Annotated in this window: 13 protein-coding genes; 6 read left to right on the top strand and 7 right to left on the bottom strand. The window is 60.6% G+C overall.

Annotated features, from left to right (window positions below):
• The first annotated feature begins 205 nt into the window (after window positions 1–205).
• The 3 genes from CAF87_RS26290 to CAF87_RS26300 are packed head-to-tail and all read left to right on the top strand — an operon-like array spanning window position 206 to window position 3,771.
• Window positions 206–865, top strand: coding sequence for a paraquat-inducible protein A (locus tag CAF87_RS26290; protein ID WP_085733587.1), 660 nt, complete (start codon window positions 206–208; stop codon window positions 863–865).
• Window positions 852–1,475, top strand: coding sequence for a paraquat-inducible protein A (locus tag CAF87_RS26295; protein ID WP_085733588.1), 624 nt, complete (start codon window positions 852–854; stop codon window positions 1,473–1,475). Before CAF87_RS26290 ends, CAF87_RS26295 begins: the two co-directional genes overlap by 14 nt.
• Entirely contained in the window at window positions 1,468–3,771 is a 2,304-nt protein-coding gene (locus tag CAF87_RS26300) for a PqiB family protein (RefSeq protein WP_085733589.1), read from the top strand. Before CAF87_RS26295 ends, CAF87_RS26300 begins: the two co-directional genes overlap by 8 nt.
• Window positions 3,772–3,840: 69 nt before the next feature.
• On the opposite strand, the gene mksF is transcribed toward CAF87_RS26300, so the two are convergent.
• The 3 genes from mksF to mksB are packed head-to-tail and all read right to left on the bottom strand — an operon-like array spanning window position 3,841 to window position 8,661.
• Window positions 3,841–6,681 (bottom strand): Mks condensin complex protein MksF, encoded by a 2,841-nt coding sequence (mksF, locus tag CAF87_RS26305; protein ID WP_085733590.1) that lies wholly within the window; start codon window positions 6,679–6,681, stop codon window positions 3,841–3,843.
• Window positions 6,678–7,379, bottom strand: a complete 702-nt coding sequence (gene mksE, locus CAF87_RS26310; RefSeq protein ID WP_007951764.1) for an Mks condensin complex protein MksE — start codon at window positions 7,377–7,379, stop codon at window positions 6,678–6,680. Before mksE ends, mksF begins: the two co-directional genes overlap by 4 nt.
• Complete coding sequence (gene mksB / locus CAF87_RS26315) at window positions 7,369–8,661, bottom strand: Mks condensin complex protein MksB (RefSeq protein WP_170929660.1); 1,293 nt, start codon at window positions 8,659–8,661, stop codon at window positions 7,369–7,371. Before mksB ends, mksE begins: the two co-directional genes overlap by 11 nt.
• A 232-nt stretch (window positions 8,662–8,893) precedes the next feature.
• On the opposite strand from mksB, the gene CAF87_RS26320 reads away from it, so the two are divergent.
• Together CAF87_RS26320 and rimI are read left to right on the top strand one after the other, a co-directional pair.
• Window positions 8,894–9,646, top strand: coding sequence for an energy transducer TonB (locus CAF87_RS26320; RefSeq protein ID WP_085733592.1), 753 nt, complete (start codon window positions 8,894–8,896; stop codon window positions 9,644–9,646).
• Window positions 9,639–10,091, top strand: a complete 453-nt coding sequence (gene rimI / locus CAF87_RS26325) for a ribosomal protein S18-alanine N-acetyltransferase (protein ID WP_085709267.1) — start codon at window positions 9,639–9,641, stop codon at window positions 10,089–10,091. Before CAF87_RS26320 ends, rimI begins: the two co-directional genes overlap by 8 nt.
• A gap of 47 nt (window positions 10,092–10,138) precedes the next feature.
• Here the strand turns inward: rimI and CAF87_RS26330 are convergent, their stop codons facing one another.
• Entirely contained in the window at window positions 10,139–10,543 is a 405-nt protein-coding gene (locus CAF87_RS26330; RefSeq protein WP_085733593.1) for a serine kinase/phosphatase, read from the bottom strand.
• 142 nt (window positions 10,544–10,685) lie between these two features.
• Here CAF87_RS26330 and can point away from each other — a divergent pair, with 142 nt between their 5' ends.
• The gene (can, locus tag CAF87_RS26335) at window positions 10,686–11,330 is read left to right on the top strand and encodes a carbonate dehydratase (RefSeq protein ID WP_007951756.1); all 645 of its coding nucleotides are present in this window, start codon (window positions 10,686–10,688) and stop codon (window positions 11,328–11,330) included.
• 8 nt (window positions 11,331–11,338) lie between these two features.
• On the opposite strand, the gene CAF87_RS26340 is transcribed toward can, so the two are convergent.
• From CAF87_RS26340 to CAF87_RS26350, 3 genes are all read right to left on the bottom strand, one after another.
• The gene (locus CAF87_RS26340) at window positions 11,339–11,863 is read right to left on the bottom strand and encodes an SET domain-containing protein-lysine N-methyltransferase (protein ID WP_085733594.1); all 525 of its coding nucleotides are present in this window, start codon (window positions 11,861–11,863) and stop codon (window positions 11,339–11,341) included.
• A 179-nt stretch (window positions 11,864–12,042) separates the two neighbouring features.
• On the bottom strand, window positions 12,043–13,215 hold the full coding sequence (locus tag CAF87_RS26345; RefSeq protein WP_085733595.1) for a hypothetical protein: 1,173 nt from the start codon (window positions 13,213–13,215) through the stop codon (window positions 12,043–12,045).
• 119 nt (window positions 13,216–13,334) lie between these two features.
• A complete protein-coding gene (locus tag CAF87_RS26350) occupies window positions 13,335–15,035 on the bottom strand; it encodes an acid phosphatase (RefSeq protein WP_085733596.1) in 1,701 nt (566 codons plus the stop codon).
• Window positions 15,036–15,083: the final 48 nt, after the last annotated feature.

Consider the following 15,083-nt stretch of genomic DNA (forward strand, 5'->3'; position numbering starts at 1 on the left):
TGCATCGCCGATGGTAGTGTGGGGTTTCCCCATGTGAGAGTAGGTCATCGTCAAGATTAAATTCCGAAACCCCAATTGCGAAAGCAGTTGGGGTTTTGTTTTGCCCGCAGGAAAGTTTTTGCTCGCGTCAGCGAACAAATTTGCACAGTTATTTTCGAATCAGAACACTAGAATAGATCCCAACTTTTTCGGAGTCAGAGCCCTTATGTCAGATTCGGTTGACACCCCCGGGCTGTCAGATTTACCGCTGGATGACTTGGTGGCCTGCCATGAGTGCGATCTGCTGATGCGCAAGCCCGAGCTTGCCCACGGCGAAAAAGCCCTCTGCCCACGCTGCGGTTACGAACTGTATGCCCACCGCCATAACGTGGTGCAGCGCAGTCTTGCCTTGGTCATTGCCGCACTGCTGCTCTACGTGCCGGCGAACTTTTTACCCATCATGCAGCTCAATGTTCTCGGGCAATCGTCGCAGGACACTGTCTGGAGCGGCGTTATCGGTCTGTTCAATACCGATATGCGCGGCGTTTCAGTCGTCGTATTCCTTTGCAGCATGGCGATTCCGCTGCTGAAACTGCTGTGTCAGTTGATCGTGCTGCTGACGATCCGTTTCAACATCGGTCGTAGCTACGGCCTGTTGCTCTACCGCATTTATCACCACCTCAAAGACTGGGGCATGCTTGAGGTCTACCTCATGGGTGTCCTGGTCGCAATCGTCAAACTGGCGGACATGGCGGCTATCACCGTGGGCCTCGGTCTGGCGTGTTTCATCGGCTTGTTACTGGTTCAGGTCTGGCTTGAAGTGGTGATGTCACCGCACCAGATCTGGCAGGCGTTATCAGGAGAAGATGCCCATGCGGGCGATTGATGCGGGCATTCTGATCTGTACGGAATGCCACGAACTGAACAGACAGGATGCCGACAGCGATGTGCAGACTTGCGCTCGATGCGGTGCGCTGGTTCATGCGCGGCGCCCGAACAGTCTCGCGCGTACCTGGGCGTTGCTGATCACGGCGGCGATTATCTACATCCCCGCCAACGTACTGCCGATCATGACAGTCAGCTCTCTGGGGCAGGGTGATCCGAGCACGATCATGTCCGGCGTCATCCAACTGGTACAGCACGGCATGATACCGATCGCTGCCGTGGTGTTCATCGCCAGTATTTTGGTGCCGACATTCAAATTGGTGGGCATCGCGCTGTTGCTGTTTTCGGTACAGCGCCGTCAGCCGTTGTCCGCGCGCCAGCGGATCTGGATGTACCGCTTCATCGAGTTCATAGGCCGCTGGTCCATGCTCGATATTTTCGTGATCGCCATTCTGGTGGCGGTCGTCAACTTCGGCCGGCTTGCCAGCGTCGAAGCCAATCTTGGCGCCATCGCCTTCGCCAGTGTGGTGATCCTGACGATGCTCGCCGCTGTCACTTTCGATCCCCGACTGATTTGGGATAACACGGAGTCGGACGCCGACCATGACTGATTTGCCTGTAGCGAAAACCCGACCGGCTTCTAACTGGTCTGCCATTTGGGTACTTCCCCTTATTGCCCTGATCATCGGCGGCTGGCTGGGATGGCGTGCCTACACCGAAACCGGCATCGAGATTCAGGTGCGTTTCGAAAGTGGTGAAGGCATCCAGGCCAACAAGACCGAAGTCGTCTACAAAGGCATGTCCGTCGGTAAGGTCAAAGCCCTCAAGCTCGATGACGAAGGTGGCACCAAAGGTGTGATCGCCACTATCGAGATGAACAAGGATGTCGATCAGTACCTGAAGACCAGCACTCGTTTCTGGCTGGTCAAGCCAAGCGTGACCCTGGCCGGGATCACTGGTCTGGAAACTCTGGTTTCGGGTAACTACGTCGCCATCAGCCCGGGCGAAGGCGAGCCGACTCGCAAGTTCAAGGCCCTGGCCGAAGAGCCACCGCTATCGGATTCCAAGCCCGGTCTGCACTTGACCATCAAGGCCGATCGCCTCGGTTCGTTGAATCGCGGCAGCCCGGTTTTCTACAAACAGATCAAGGTCGGCCAGATCAAAAGTTATGTGCTGTCGGAAGACCAGAGCACGGTCGAACTCAAGGTATTCATCGAACCGACCTACGCCAAACTGGTGCGCAAACACACCCGTTTCTGGAACGCCAGCGGCATCAGCATCGACGCCAACCTGTCCGGCGTGAAAGTGCGCAGCGAATCTCTGGCCAGTATCGTCGCCGGCGGCATCGCCTTCGCCACCCCGGAGAACCGCAAGGACAGCCCGCCCACCGACCCGAGCCTGCCGTTTCGCCTCTATGAAGACTTCGACGCGGCCGCTGCCGGCATCCGTGTGAAGGTCAAACTCAGCGATTTCGAAGGCCTGCAGGCCGGGCGTACCCCGGTGATGTACAAGGGCATTCAGGTCGGTAACCTGAAAGCGCTGAAGATCGATCCGGACCTGTCCAGCGCAACCGCCGAGCTGACCCTCGATCCGCTGGCCGAAGACTATCTGGTCACCGGCACGCAATTCTGGGTAGTCAAACCTTCGATCTCCCTGGCAGGCATTACCGGTCTGGAAGCGTTGGTAAAAGGTAACTACATCGCGGTCCGTCCGGGCGACAAGGGTGGTGCGCCACAACGTGAATTCGAGGCCCGGCCAAAAGCGCCGCCGCTGGATCTGCGCGCACCCGGCCTGCACCTGGTGCTGTTCACCGACACCCTCGGTTCGATCGATGTCGGCAGCCCGATTCTCTACAAGCAGGTCAAGGTCGGTTCGGTGCAGAGCTATCAGTTCTCCAAGACCCGCAAGCAACTGGTGATCGGCGTCCACATCGAGAAGGAATACGAAAACCTGGTCAACGCCTCGACCCGGTTCTGGAACGTCAGCGGCGTCACGTTGACTGGCGGTCTGACCGGCGGCATTCAGGTCAAGAGTGAATCGTTGCAGACTCTGATGGCCGGCGGCATCGCCTTCGAAACGCCGCAAGCCAAGGCACCGCTGCAAAAACGCATTCCACGCTTCCGTCTGTTTGCCAACCATGATGAAGCGAATCAGAAAGGCGCTGTCGTCACCATCAAGGTCGATCGCGCGGACGGTCTGCGCAGCGGCACCCCGGTTCGCTTCAAGGGCCTGGACGTCGGCAAGATCGAAAGTGTCGACCTGACCGATGATCTGCAATCAGTGATCCTCACCGCACGCATCACTGAAGTGCCGGAGAAAATTGCCCGGGTCGGCAGTCAGTTCTGGGTGGTCAAACCGGAGTTGGGGCTGATCAAGACCTCGAACCTGGAGACCCTGGTCACCGGCCAGTACATCGAAGTGCAACCGGCGGCCAAGAACCTCGGCCCGCAGAAGAACTTCGTGGCCCTGGCCAATCCACCAGAGGTGGCCAAGCAAGAGGCTGGTTTGAGTCTGGTATTGAGCGCTGCTCGTCGTGGCTCGCTGAAACCGGGTGTGCCGGTCACCTACCGCGAGATCACCGTGGGCAAAGTCACCGGTTACGAACTGGGCCAGACAGCGGATCGCGTGCTGGTGCACATCCTGATCGAACCGAAGTACGCGCCACTGGTGCGTAGCGGCAGTCGCTTCTGGAACACCAGCGGCGTCGGTTTCGATATCGGCTTGTTCAAAGGCGTGACCATGCGTACCGAGTCGCTTGAAACAGTGATTCAGGGCGGTATCGCCTTCGCCACCCCGGACGGCGAGAAGATGGGCAATCCGGCCCGCGCCGAACAAACCTTCCCGCTGTTCGACAAGTTCGAAGACGAGTGGCTGAACTGGGCGCCGAAAATCCCCCTCGGCAAATAATCCCGCCCAATGAAAAGGGCCGCGATCCAAAATGGATCGCGGCCTTTTTTTGTACCCGTCAGTTACGCATCAAACCGCATCCAGCTCCGGCTCGTCCGCTTCGACATTGATCGTGGCCTTCACCACATCGTGGCGGCGGATGTACTTCCAGTCCGCCTCGTCGATGTAGATACCGGCCGGGCCGCTGCCACCTTCCAGGTCGATGGCGACACTGGCGCAGACCTGCGGCTTCACGCTCGCCAGAATCGGCACGAAGCCGAGTTGCAGGCTGGTTTCCAGCAGGGCGGCCTGGTTCTTCTCGTCGATGTCCGCCGCCTCGTCGAGGTAGTACGGCAGACGCACGCGACCGGCCAGGTCGCGGTCCATCAGGTGCAGCAACAAATACATGTTGGTCAGTGCCTTGATGGTCATCGTGGTGCCGTTGGACGCCGCGCCGTCGATGTCGGTGTGGATCACCGGCTGGCCGTTGACCTTGGTGATCTCGAACGCCAGTTCGAACAAGTCCTTGAGGCCGAGCTGGTTGTGGTTTGCCGCCACCAGCCGTGCCAGGTATTCCTTGGCCTCTTCGTTCTTGTTGTCCTGTTCCGCACTTTGGCTCAGGTCGAACACCGACAGGGTTTCGCCTTCTTCGTACTGACCGGCGCTGTGGATGATCTGGTCGATGTGCTTGAGGGCTTCCTTGTTCGGTGCGAGCACGATGCGGAAGCTCTGCAGGTTGGACACCTGACGCTTGTTGATCTCGCGGTTGAACAACGCCAGTTGGTGCTCGAGGCTGTCGTAGTCGCTGCGAATGTTGCGCAGGGTTCGGGCGATATCGGTCACGGCTGCACGACGGGCCTTGCCGAGGGTCAGGGCTTCGTCGGTACGGTGCGCGTAAGCGTTGATCAGCAACGACAGGCGGCGCTCCATGTCGTCTTCGCTGTCGAACTTGGCCACGCCCTTCAGGCGTACCTGCGCGTACAGCGCTTCAATCTGACCGTCGGCACGCAGCAGGCCTTGCCAGCTGTCCTGATAGTCGTTGAGCAGCGGCAGCAGGTTGTCCATCGAGTCGTCGACCGGATCCATGAACGGCGTACCGAACGGCAGGTCTGCCGGCAACAGCTGGCGGCGACGCAGGGCGTCGTCGAGGGTGCGCTGCTTGGCTTCCATGTCGGCGATCTGCCGCCCGACCAGTTGCAGCTTGGCCGACAGTTGCTGGACGCGCTCGGTGAACGCATCGCTGGAACGCTTGAGTTCGTCCTGCGCGGCCTCCATCTGCGCCAGTTGCTCGAGCTTGTCGCCTTCTTCGGCGCTCAAGGTCTGGGTGCGACGGAAGTCTTCCAGCGCCTTCTGCGCATCCAGTACCTGCTGGTACAGCGCTTCGGTCTGAATCTTGCTCGCAGCGCGGTCGGCGGCTACGGCTTGTTGGGTCTTGAGTTGCTTGAGCTCTTTTTCCAGGCGTTCTTTCTGATCGCGCAGCGCGGCACGGTCGGCCAGCGCTTGCAGCGCCGGTGGCTCGATGTGCGATATGTCGATCGACAGGCCCGGCACTTCGAAACGCTCACCCTTGAAACCGTCGAGGATCAGCTCGACCGACTTCACCCATTCGCCATCCTCGTCGAGGGTGATGCCATGTTCGCCCAGCGGCAGGCTGAACAGCGCGCTGTTGAACAGGCGCATCAGGCGTTCGACGTCTTGTTGCGAGAACTCTTCGCGCAGGCGGGCGTAGCTGTTGTTGTCGGCGTGATCGAGTTGCTGCTTCACCGACTTCAGGCGTTTTTCCAGATCGCGAAGACGTTCTTCCAGATCCTCGGCGCTGAACTGACGGGACTGCGCCAGTGCACCGGCCAGTTCATCGTGAGCGTCCTTGGCCGCCAGCAGTTGCTGCTCCAGCACCTTGACGTCATCGACCAGTGCAAAGCGGTTCTTCAGTACAGACAGTTCGCCAAGCCAGCGCTGGATGCCGGAGATTTCCCGTTCCAGACGCATCAGTTCCTGAGTGCCACCACGCTGATCGTTTTGCAGGTCGTCCTGCTCGCGGCGGTAGTGTTCGGCCTGAATCGTCAGCTCTTCCTTGCGGGCCGTGGCGTAGTCCGACCACGTGCCGAGCAGTGAGTCGAGCAGCGGCGACAGGCGATGCAACTTGCCGCGCAGCACGTCGCGCTGTTTCACGCCGTTGGCCAAGGCTTCGACCAACGGGCCGGCGGCCACCAGCGAGTTGTAGTCCTGTTCCATGCGACGCACATCGCGGAAGGCTTCTTCGCACGCCGCGATGTAGTCGACGCTGCCGGAACGCAGGCTGTGTTCGAAGGCATCGAGGAACAGCTGCTTGAGCTTGGCTGCGGTGATTTCGCGCATGTGCAACAGGTTGATGAACAGTGCGCGGAAGGTCTTCAGACTCTGCTCGCTGGTGGAGCGCAGTGGAATCAGGGTCAGATCCAGCGGGATCGACGTGTGACCGCCCACCAGCAAACGACGCAGTTCATCAGGCTTGAGCTCGTAGGCTTTCAGGCCTTCCTTCTCAAGGTTGCTGAACAGTTCTTTCTGACGCAGGCAGGTGTCGTTTTTCTGGTAATGCGCCAGATCCAGCTTGCCGGCGTAGGCAAAGAACTGGTGCCCGAAACCGCCGCCCGGGCCGCGGCCGACCACACCAATCACGTGCGGGCCGTGAGGCAGGTTCACTTCGACGAGGATATAGCTGGTGTCGGATGCAAAGTAGAACCGCCGGGATTGTTCCAGGCTGTACTTGCCGAAACTCATGTCCGACATGCGCGCCAGGATCGGGAACTGCAAGGCGTTGATCGAGGCGGATTTACCGAGGTTGTTCGCGCCGTAGACCGACAGTGGTTCTTCCAGCGGGAACAGGCCGAGGCTGTAACCGGCGGTGTTCAAAAGGGCAAAGCGGCGGATGCCGTAGCGTTCCTGGCTCATGCGTCGGACTCCTGTTCTTCGGCAATGGCGCGGGCCAGTGCGTCTTCTTCGCTCTCTTCCTCAAATTCGGAAAGATCGAGCGGGTCGTCGGTGGCGAGAAATTTGGCCTCGGCGGCTTCGTCGATCAGCACCGGTGCCGGCAGCGGCAGAACGCTGTGGACGCTGGCCGCCAGATCACGGTCCTGCTGCACCGACAGGCACACGTCGAGGAAACGGTGCATCGGCGGCAGGAAACGGTACACGCCGTTTTCCTCGCTGGCGAAGCCGAGCTGGGTCATGCGGCGCATGATCTTTTCTTCCAGCTCTTCAACGGTCTGCACTTCGGCCTGGATGAACAGGTCGCGGTACTTTTCCAGCAGCGATGGCAGTTCTTCGCGGCCGAGGCTGCCGCCGTCGAGCACGGCGATCGGATCGCGGCCCTGATCGGCCAGATGCTCGACGAGGATGAAAGTGAACAGCGCCAGACGCTGAGCGGTCTTGTTCACCGCTGCGGCAGCCATGTCCGGCACGAAGTAGTAGAAACCACGGGTGTCGCAGACCAGTTCGAAACCCAGTGCCTTGAACAGCGTGCGGTACTGGTCCTGGAAATTCGACAGTTGTGCATACAGCTCAGGATCACGGCGGCTGACGTGGTAACCCTTGAACAACTCGCGGAAGATCGGCGCCAGTTGCGACAGTTCGGAAAGATCAAGATGCATTAGACGTACCTGCAGAGAGGGTGCTCGCAGAATCCTCGGTGGCGTCGCCGGCCGAGAGCAGGGCGAAGGAGCGCAGACTGACCTGGTGCTCCTGAGTGTGGTATTCGCGGCGTTCCAGACGCTCGCGCTTGAAGCGTTTTTCCCGCGACAGGCGCGAGAACCAGTAAAGCAATTCGTCGGTCGCGCCGTCCGGCTCCTGCTCCAGCAGCCAGGTCATCAGATCCGGCATTGGCAGGGACTCTTCGCAACGGTCGACCATTTCGCGCACGGTGCGCGGTGCACGCGGCGCATCGCCGGTCTTTTGCGACTTGTGCGCCTTGGGGAAGCGCGCCGGTTTCGGCTCGAAACGGGCCAGGGCGTAGACGTAGGCTTCAACCTGACTGGCGCTGCCGAGGAAGGTGCTTTGCGGCCGGGTGAACAGCGGCATCGCGGCTTGCGGCACGGCGTCGATGCCTTTGCGGCGGATCGCCGCCAGCGCCAGAGCAGCACCACGGGTCACGGCGTTGTGTCGGCGCGCTTCTTCACGCAGCGGCAGCAGCAGTTCCCGGGCGTGGCGCAGGGTCAACTGGGCGCTGGTCTGCATCTCCAGGATGCGCGCGTGAGTACGCAGCAGCATGTCGTCATCGACCAGATGGCCGAGGCGCTGCTGTTCGCTAAGCATCTTCAGCAGCACAGTTTCGACCTTGCGCACGCCTTGTTCGAAGGCGCCGTCGGCGTTCACCAGATCGATCATTGGCTCGACGTATTCGTCCCAGGTCGCCAGTACTTCGGCGTAACGCTGACGCAGCGGGATCTGCCGGTCGCTGGTCTTGGCCCGCTCGGCCACGGCCACCAGCGCCTGTTCGTCGTTATCGAGTTTCTTCAGAACGTCGCGCACGCGCATGTCGAGCAGGCGCAACTGACGCGCAAGATCATTGCCATCACGGACGTCGAACGCATCCTGAATGTAACCGGCCAGACGCTCGAGGTGGCGCAGATAGGCTTCGATCTCCAGGCACAGGCCCAGTCGGTGTTCCCTACGCAGGTAGGCGAGGAAGTCATGAATCTGCGCGTTCAGCTCGAAACGGTTCGGGCTTTTCGCCACGGGAACCAGAATGTCGAGGCGGATCCACACGTCGAGCAGGCTGGTGATGTCCTGCGGCGTGCTGTCCAGTTGTTGGGCGGCCAGTTGCGTGCGCAGTTCGTTGAGGCTCAGGGTGCCCTGGTCGAAGTGCTCGCACAGTGGCTCCAGAAGTGCCCAGTGTTCAGCGAGGGCGCGCAAGACGCGCTTGGGTTCGATCATCGGAATGGCCGGCTGGTTGGCGATTAAAAGCCGCGATTGTACTGCATCGCGGACGATGCGATTCACTCTCGGGACGGGCTGTCGCTTTTTCTGAGGTGAAGAGCAGCGTTCAAGACTATCGATCAACCGCAAGCGATCTTGAGCGAAGGGCGGTAGAATCAGCACACTTCAGTTATCCACAAGTGGCCGACCCTTGCTAATCGAGTCCCGCCGCCGCGCCTATTTGAACGCCATGCAGGTGGTCAACTGGCTGCCGCGCACCGAATTGCCCTTCGCCGCTCCGTCGCGGCCCGAGCTACTGGAGCCGCTGGCGCCAGAGCCCGAGGTTACGCCATCCATCGCACCGGCATCCCCGGCTGAGGCGCCGGCTCAGCCGGCTGCGCGTGTAGCCGAGCGGCCGAAGATCGAAGTCCCGCGACCGACGCCCGCCAGCGGCCGCCCTGCTGCCAAACCGGTGGAGGAAGCCGAAGAAGCGCCAGTAGTCGCACGGCCGGCGCCGGTGCCGCCACCGCGTTTCGCCCTGCAATTGCTGCGTGCCGGTCGTTGCCTGTTGCTGGTGGAGTTACCCACCGGCGAATCGTTCCAGAGCCGGGATCCTGCCTATCTGTTGCTCAAGGACATGCTGCGGGCCGCCGGTTTGCCGGATGCGCCGCAGATCGTCGGCGATCCGGTGCGTTGGCCACTGCTGGTACGCGGCACCATGGATCAGGGCCCGGATGCTGCCCGGGATTTCGTCCAGGGTTTCCTTTCGGTGCAAATGGAGACGTCTCCGTGCGCCTGCCTTTGGCTGATCGGTCTGCCAGCGTTGCGCTTTGCCGGTGAGAAGGACGCCGAGGCGTTCAACAGTGAATTGCAGATCGAGGGTCTTGGCCTGGCCTGGGCCGTGCCGGGACTGGAATTGTTGATGGAAGAGCCACAGCGCAAAGCCGCCGTGTGGCAAGCCATGCGTCGGCTGATGGCGCGCTGGAAAGAATCGAATGAGTGATGCTGTAACCTTTCGTCCGATGGTCGAAGCCGATCTGGACGCTGTGCTGAAAATCGAATTCGCGGCCTACAGCCATCCCTGGACGCGCGGTATTTTTCTCGACGGGCTGGGCAAATACCAGATCTGGTTGATGTTCGAAGGCGAGCAGCAGGTCGGCCACGGGGTGGTGCAGATCATTCTGGATGAGGCGCACCTGCTCAACATCACGGTCAAGCCGGAGAATCAGGGGCGCGGCCTGGGGCTGACATTGCTCGAATACCTGATGTCGCGTGCCTATGCGGCCGATGCTCGGGAGTGTTTTCTGGAAGTGCGCGACAGCAACACAGCGGCGTTCCGCCTCTACGAGCGCTACGGTTTCAATGAAATCGGCCGTCGTCGCGACTACTATCCGGCGGTGGGCGGGCGTGAAGACGCTGTGGTCATGGCCTGCACTTTGGTTGACTGACCGCCAGCAGAAGCTGCCTCAACCCGAGGCAGCTTCTAACGAACATTTCAGCGTTTGCCGTCCATCGGATCTCGACGCGCCATTTCCGCTTCATCCAGCCCGTCGCTGCCGCCAATGTCGTCCTCATCGACAATGCTCAAATCCCAATCCGCCTGATTGCCTGACCCCAACTCATCGGCATCCCGGGCGCCGTCCTCATGAATCAGGGTTTCCGGGCTCAGGTCATCGTCGGTCGGCTCATGATCAGCCACTGAAGCACCGGTCAGGCCCGCCTCCCGTACCCGCTCGCGAGGCATCCGTTGCTCACGCTCACGTTCCGGCAGTTCATCGCCGATCTTCGCACTGGGCTGTTCGTCGTCGAAATCCAGCTCATGCACCGATCCCATGCGGTCTTCGTTATCATCGATGGGTTCCGGCTGCACCGCGTCGAAGGGACGTCGTGAATCAGTCATGGCACTTCCTCATACTGTGGGCCTTACTGAGGTGGACTCACTGGGCACGCGAGAAATTCCAACGAAATCACTTGCGATCTTTTCGTGACCCCGACGGACGGTTGTCTGTCATAGCAGCGCATCTTTCTTGAGGCCTTACAGCATGCATGACTTACAAGACCTGATTGATAACAACGAGCGTTGGGCTGACGCGATCACCAAGGAAGACCCGGATTTCTTCGCCAAACTGGCCCGCCAGCAGACGCCTGAATACCTGTGGATCGGTTGCTCCGACGCGCGGGTTCCGGCCAACGAAATCGTCGGCATGCTGCCGGGCGATCTGTTCGTTCATCGCAACGTCGCCAACGTAGTGCTGCACACCGACCTCAACTGCCTGTCGGTGATCCAGTACGCCGTGGACGTGCTCAAGGTCAAACACATCCTGGTCACCGGCCACTACGGTTGCGGCGGTGTGCGGGCGTCGATGCAGGATCGCCAGTTCGGTCTGATCGATGGCTGGCTGCGGTCGATTCGCGATCTGTATTACGAAAAGCGCGAAGAACTCGCCAAACTGCCGACTGAAGAAGAACAGGTCGATCGCCTGTGCGAGCTCAACGTGATCCAGCAAGTGGCCAACGTTGCTCATACCAGCATCATCCAGAATGCCTGGCATCGCGGGCAGAGTCTGTCGATTCACGGTTGCATCTACGGCATCAAGGATGGCCGCTGGAAGAGTCTGAACACGACGATCAGCGGTTTCGAGCAACTGCCGCCGCAATACCGTCTGCGGCCGGTCGGCGCACCTTGATTCTCTGTTCAGCCTAAACCTTGCCTCCGCCAGGCTTGTAAATAACGCTGGCCTTCAAGATTGGGTGTTTCGTCGTAGCCGGTGATCCATCCACGGCAGCGTGAGCATCCGCAATCGCAGGCGAACTGCCGTAGCAGTTTGTCTTCGGTGGCGGTGTAATCCACGGTCAGCCTTTCCCCCGCAGCAATGTCGCGCAATGCCCACAGCCATAACTCGCTCATGTCGAGAAAGGTGTTCGGATCGCAAGAGTGCTCAAGTGCACCGCAAAAGCGTGAATCGTAAAGATGGATGCCGGCCAGCAGTTGTCGGGTCTGCCGGCAGCGATAGGGCAGCAATTGCCCCGAAACCCGGCACATTCGGGTGATACGCAGGAATTCTCGGCGGGCGACGACGGCGACGGGCATGGCATGGTTGTCGTGAACCATTTCAAAGTCGGCCCGGGAAGGAAACCCGAGGCGAACGGGAAGACCGGTGAAAGGGTAAATGCCTTCGGTATCGCGCGGGGCGTGAGCTTGCAGTGTGTGAGTGTTCATCACGTTCCTTGTCAGTCAGGTGTCGCGATTCCCGGGACTGACATCCTGTCAGTCCAGTAGTCGTACTTTGGATCCAATAGTTTCGTAAGTCACACTTGCGGTCTACTGTCAGATCTGACAGGCGAAATAGGCGCATTCCCGAGTCAGCCAAGGCTGACACGGGAATTTTACGCGCGGGTTCAGAGGTGGGGAGTCGGTGCGGCCATGGCCGGGAGCGGATCTTTCAGTTGTTGCAACTGGGCCTTGATCGGCGTGGTGGCGCACTTGGCGGCGGCCTGTTCGGCGGTCAAGTTGCGGATCGAGGTGTAGAACAACTCGCAAGTCTTGACCTTCTGCGTCACTTGCCAGGTCTGGGTGCAACTGTTCAGCAAGGTTTTCGGGTCGGTGCCCGGCTTGCTGCCCATGCCGGCCTGCCAGCAGGCGGCGCTCAAGTCCTGGCCCATCACTTTCAGCCCCGCCGCGTCAGCCTTGGCCTGGGCGTCGTCACCGGTGTAGCTCTTGGGATCGGCGGCGTACCAGATGTAGCTCGGGTGGTTGGAACCCAGTACTGGCACGTTCACCCCGGCGCTCGGAGTGATGGTTGCCAGGCCCAGAACATCCACGGTCTGCCCGTATTGTTTCTTGATCCAGTTACGCACCGGTGCACCGAAGGCCACCATCGGCAGGGCAGCACCGCTGGCGCTGACGCTGACCTGTTTGACCATGCTGGTCTGGTAATCCTTGAAGTAGTCGTAGACGCCTTCAAGGTCGCTGCCGGCGCTGGCGGGGGCGGCAATCGGTGCGATGTCGACGATGGTCTGGTAACCCGGCGTCTGGTCGGCCGGGATGCCGTTGTCGGTCAGCAGCGCGGCCCAGCGGTCGGTGGTGTTGGAGCGCAGGTAGTCCTGAGCCTGGGTCAGCGAGTAATCCGGCGGGAAGTGCAGCAGTTCGACGCTTTTACGGTTTTCCAGGGCCATGCCCAGCGGCAGGAACAGATACCAGCTGTACGCCCACTTGCCATCGGCGTTGAGCTTGCTGGCGCCGGTGTAGGCCAGGTCGCCGGCATCCAGCAGCGCAGTCAGCGGCTTGTCGTAGCCTTTCGGCACACCGCTGATCTCGGCGTAGATCTGACCGTTGTCGTTCTTCACCAGCACCTTGGCGCCGGCGTAGCCATCGCGCTGCACGCTTTGGCTCAGATAGTGGGCGACGGTCTGCTCAAGCGTCCAGTTGCGAAAGCAGATCACGCTGCAATTGTTGGGATAAGCGAAGAGGCGGGTGACGCGTTCGGTGCTGCCCAGTTTGAGGTCGACATCGGCGTGGGCGGCTGCGCTCAATGTGAGCGCAGCGAGGGTGAGTCCTGCGAGTTTGAACATGCTCAGATCCTTTTCAGCGTGGGTTCCCCGTTGCTCGGGTGCGCCACATATTGGATCAGCCGGGTGATGGCGAGAAGCCGTCAGCCGCAGTTTTTTGAGCTGTACTGCAGAACCTGTCCTCAGGCCTTGAAATGCAGGGCGTTGGTCAAGTCGCCCATCGGTTTCTGACCCCGGCCGATCATTGCATCGTCACGCTGCTTGATACCCGCCAGTGTCTCCAGTTGGAAGATCCGGGTGATCAGGCGCAGGATCGACGCGGTGTCATAGACCGTGTGATCCACCGTGCCTTTGCGGGCAAACGGTGAAACCACCAGCGTCGGCACTCGCGAACCCGGCCCCCAGCGATCGCCCTTGGGCGGCGCGACGTGGTCCCACCAGCCGCCGTTTTCATCGACGGTCACGATCACCACCATGTTTTTCCACTGCGGACTTTCCCGCAGCACTTTCAGCGCGCGGACGATATGGCGATCGCCCGAAGCCACATCGGCGTAACCGGCGTGCATGTTCAGGTTGCCCTGGGGCTTGTAGAAACTCACGGCCGGCAGCTTGCCCGCCTCGGCATCGGCGAAGAATTTGTTGGTGCTCGACTCATCGCCCAGACCAGCGTCGCGCAGGCGTTTGCTGCGCTCTTCGGGATGCTCCGGGCCTTGTTGCTGGAAGTAGTTGAACGGCTGGTGGTGATACTGGAAGTTGGGGATTTTCGGGATGCCGCCGGAATCCTTGAATTGATCCAGCGTCGCCTGCCAGGCTCCGGCGTACCACGCCCAGTCGATGTTCTTCTTCGACAGCTTGTCGCCAATGTGCTCGTGAGTCTGCGGCACCATGACATTCGGCAGATCGGCCTTGGAATACGCCGGACGCTCCGGGTCGCGGATCCAGGTCGGCCAGTACGGCGGGGCGAGGGTGTTGACCCCGTAACCGTCTGGGGTCAGCGCGCTCGGGCCGAACTGCGGCGGGCCGGTCATGGCGCTGGCCGGGGATTGCTCCAGCGGTTTGAGGCGCGGGTCGGCCGGGTCATCGCTTTGCAGCGCGGCGATCTGGCTCTTGGCGACTGAGCTGGCGACATTCGGGTAGAACGGCGCGGTGGCGCTGATCAGGTATTGGTGGTTGAGGAACGAACCACCGAAGGCACCCTGGAAGAAGTTGTCGCACAGTACGAATTCCTGGGCCACGTCCCACAGGCGCAGGGAATAGCGACTCTGGGCATAGTGACCCATGGGCAGGCCGCCGGAATCGGCCCAGGCCACGAAGCCGTCATTCTTGCCGCCGTTGATCTGCATCTGGTTCTGATAGAACACGTGCCAAAGGTCGCGGGTTACCAGGCCAAGTGGCAGGTCCTCGGCATTCGGGCCTTTCAGAGCGAAAGGTGCGTTGGGCAGGTTTTCCTGAAACTGCACGGCGTTGGGATAGGTCACGCCATCAAGCGTTTGCGGGCCGATCTGCAATACACCGCCCCAGGCCGGCGGCAGGGTCTGCAGCAGGCTGCCGTCGCGGTCGCGTTGTTGGTATTCCTCGGGCTTGAGTGCGGACAGCGGCTTCTCGACACCGGGGAAATCACCGAACAGGTTATTGAAGCTGCGGTTTTCGGCGTAGATCACCACAACGGTCTTCACCTGATCGCGCAGGGCCTTGTCCAGCTCGGCGGGCGTGAGCGGACGCTCCTCGGGTTTGCCCGGTTGATCACCGGCATTCCCGCACCCGGCCAGCGTGGCGCCCACACTCAGGACGGCGACACCGCCGAGAAAACGGCGGCGGCTGGTATCGGTGGGGTTGTCGGAGTCTGGCGAGGAGGGATCTTGGCCGTCGGTGTCGTCGTTCATGTAGAAGTCCGTTTATGCTTAATTGTTTCAGTATATTTCTGGCGGACG

Source organism: Pseudomonas sp. R38(2017), assembly GCF_002112395.1.
Taxonomy (GTDB): domain Bacteria; phylum Pseudomonadota; class Gammaproteobacteria; order Pseudomonadales; family Pseudomonadaceae; genus Aquipseudomonas.

Excerpts from the sequence above, each read along its gene's own strand:
- CAF87_RS26290 (WP_085733587.1), top strand. The coding sequence starts at position 206 with ATGTCAGATTCGGTTGACACCCCCGGGCTGTCAGATTTACCGCTGGAT.
- CAF87_RS26295 (WP_085733588.1), top strand. The coding sequence starts at position 852 with ATGCGGGCGATTGATGCGGGCATTCTGATCTGTACGGAATGCCACGAA.
- CAF87_RS26300 (WP_085733589.1), top strand. The coding sequence starts at position 1,468 with ATGACTGATTTGCCTGTAGCGAAAACCCGACCGGCTTCTAACTGGTCT.
- mksF (WP_085733590.1), bottom strand. The coding sequence starts at position 6,681 with ATGAGCCAGGAACGCTACGGCATCCGCCGCTTTGCCCTTTTGAACACC.
- mksE (WP_007951764.1), bottom strand. The coding sequence starts at position 7,379 with ATGCATCTTGATCTTTCCGAACTGTCGCAACTGGCGCCGATCTTCCGC.
- mksB (WP_170929660.1), bottom strand. The coding sequence starts at position 8,661 with ATGATCGAACCCAAGCGCGTCTTGCGCGCCCTCGCTGAACACTGGGCA.
- CAF87_RS26320 (WP_085733592.1), top strand. The coding sequence starts at position 8,894 with ATGCAGGTGGTCAACTGGCTGCCGCGCACCGAATTGCCCTTCGCCGCT.
- rimI (WP_085709267.1), top strand. The coding sequence starts at position 9,639 with ATGAGTGATGCTGTAACCTTTCGTCCGATGGTCGAAGCCGATCTGGAC.
- CAF87_RS26330 (WP_085733593.1), bottom strand. The coding sequence starts at position 10,543 with ATGACTGATTCACGACGTCCCTTCGACGCGGTGCAGCCGGAACCCATC.
- can (WP_007951756.1), top strand. The coding sequence starts at position 10,686 with ATGCATGACTTACAAGACCTGATTGATAACAACGAGCGTTGGGCTGAC.
- CAF87_RS26340 (WP_085733594.1), bottom strand. The coding sequence starts at position 11,863 with ATGAACACTCACACACTGCAAGCTCACGCCCCGCGCGATACCGAAGGC.
- CAF87_RS26345 (WP_085733595.1), bottom strand. The coding sequence starts at position 13,215 with ATGTTCAAACTCGCAGGACTCACCCTCGCTGCGCTCACATTGAGCGCA.
- CAF87_RS26350 (WP_085733596.1), bottom strand. The coding sequence starts at position 15,035 with ATGAACGACGACACCGACGGCCAAGATCCCTCCTCGCCAGACTCCGAC.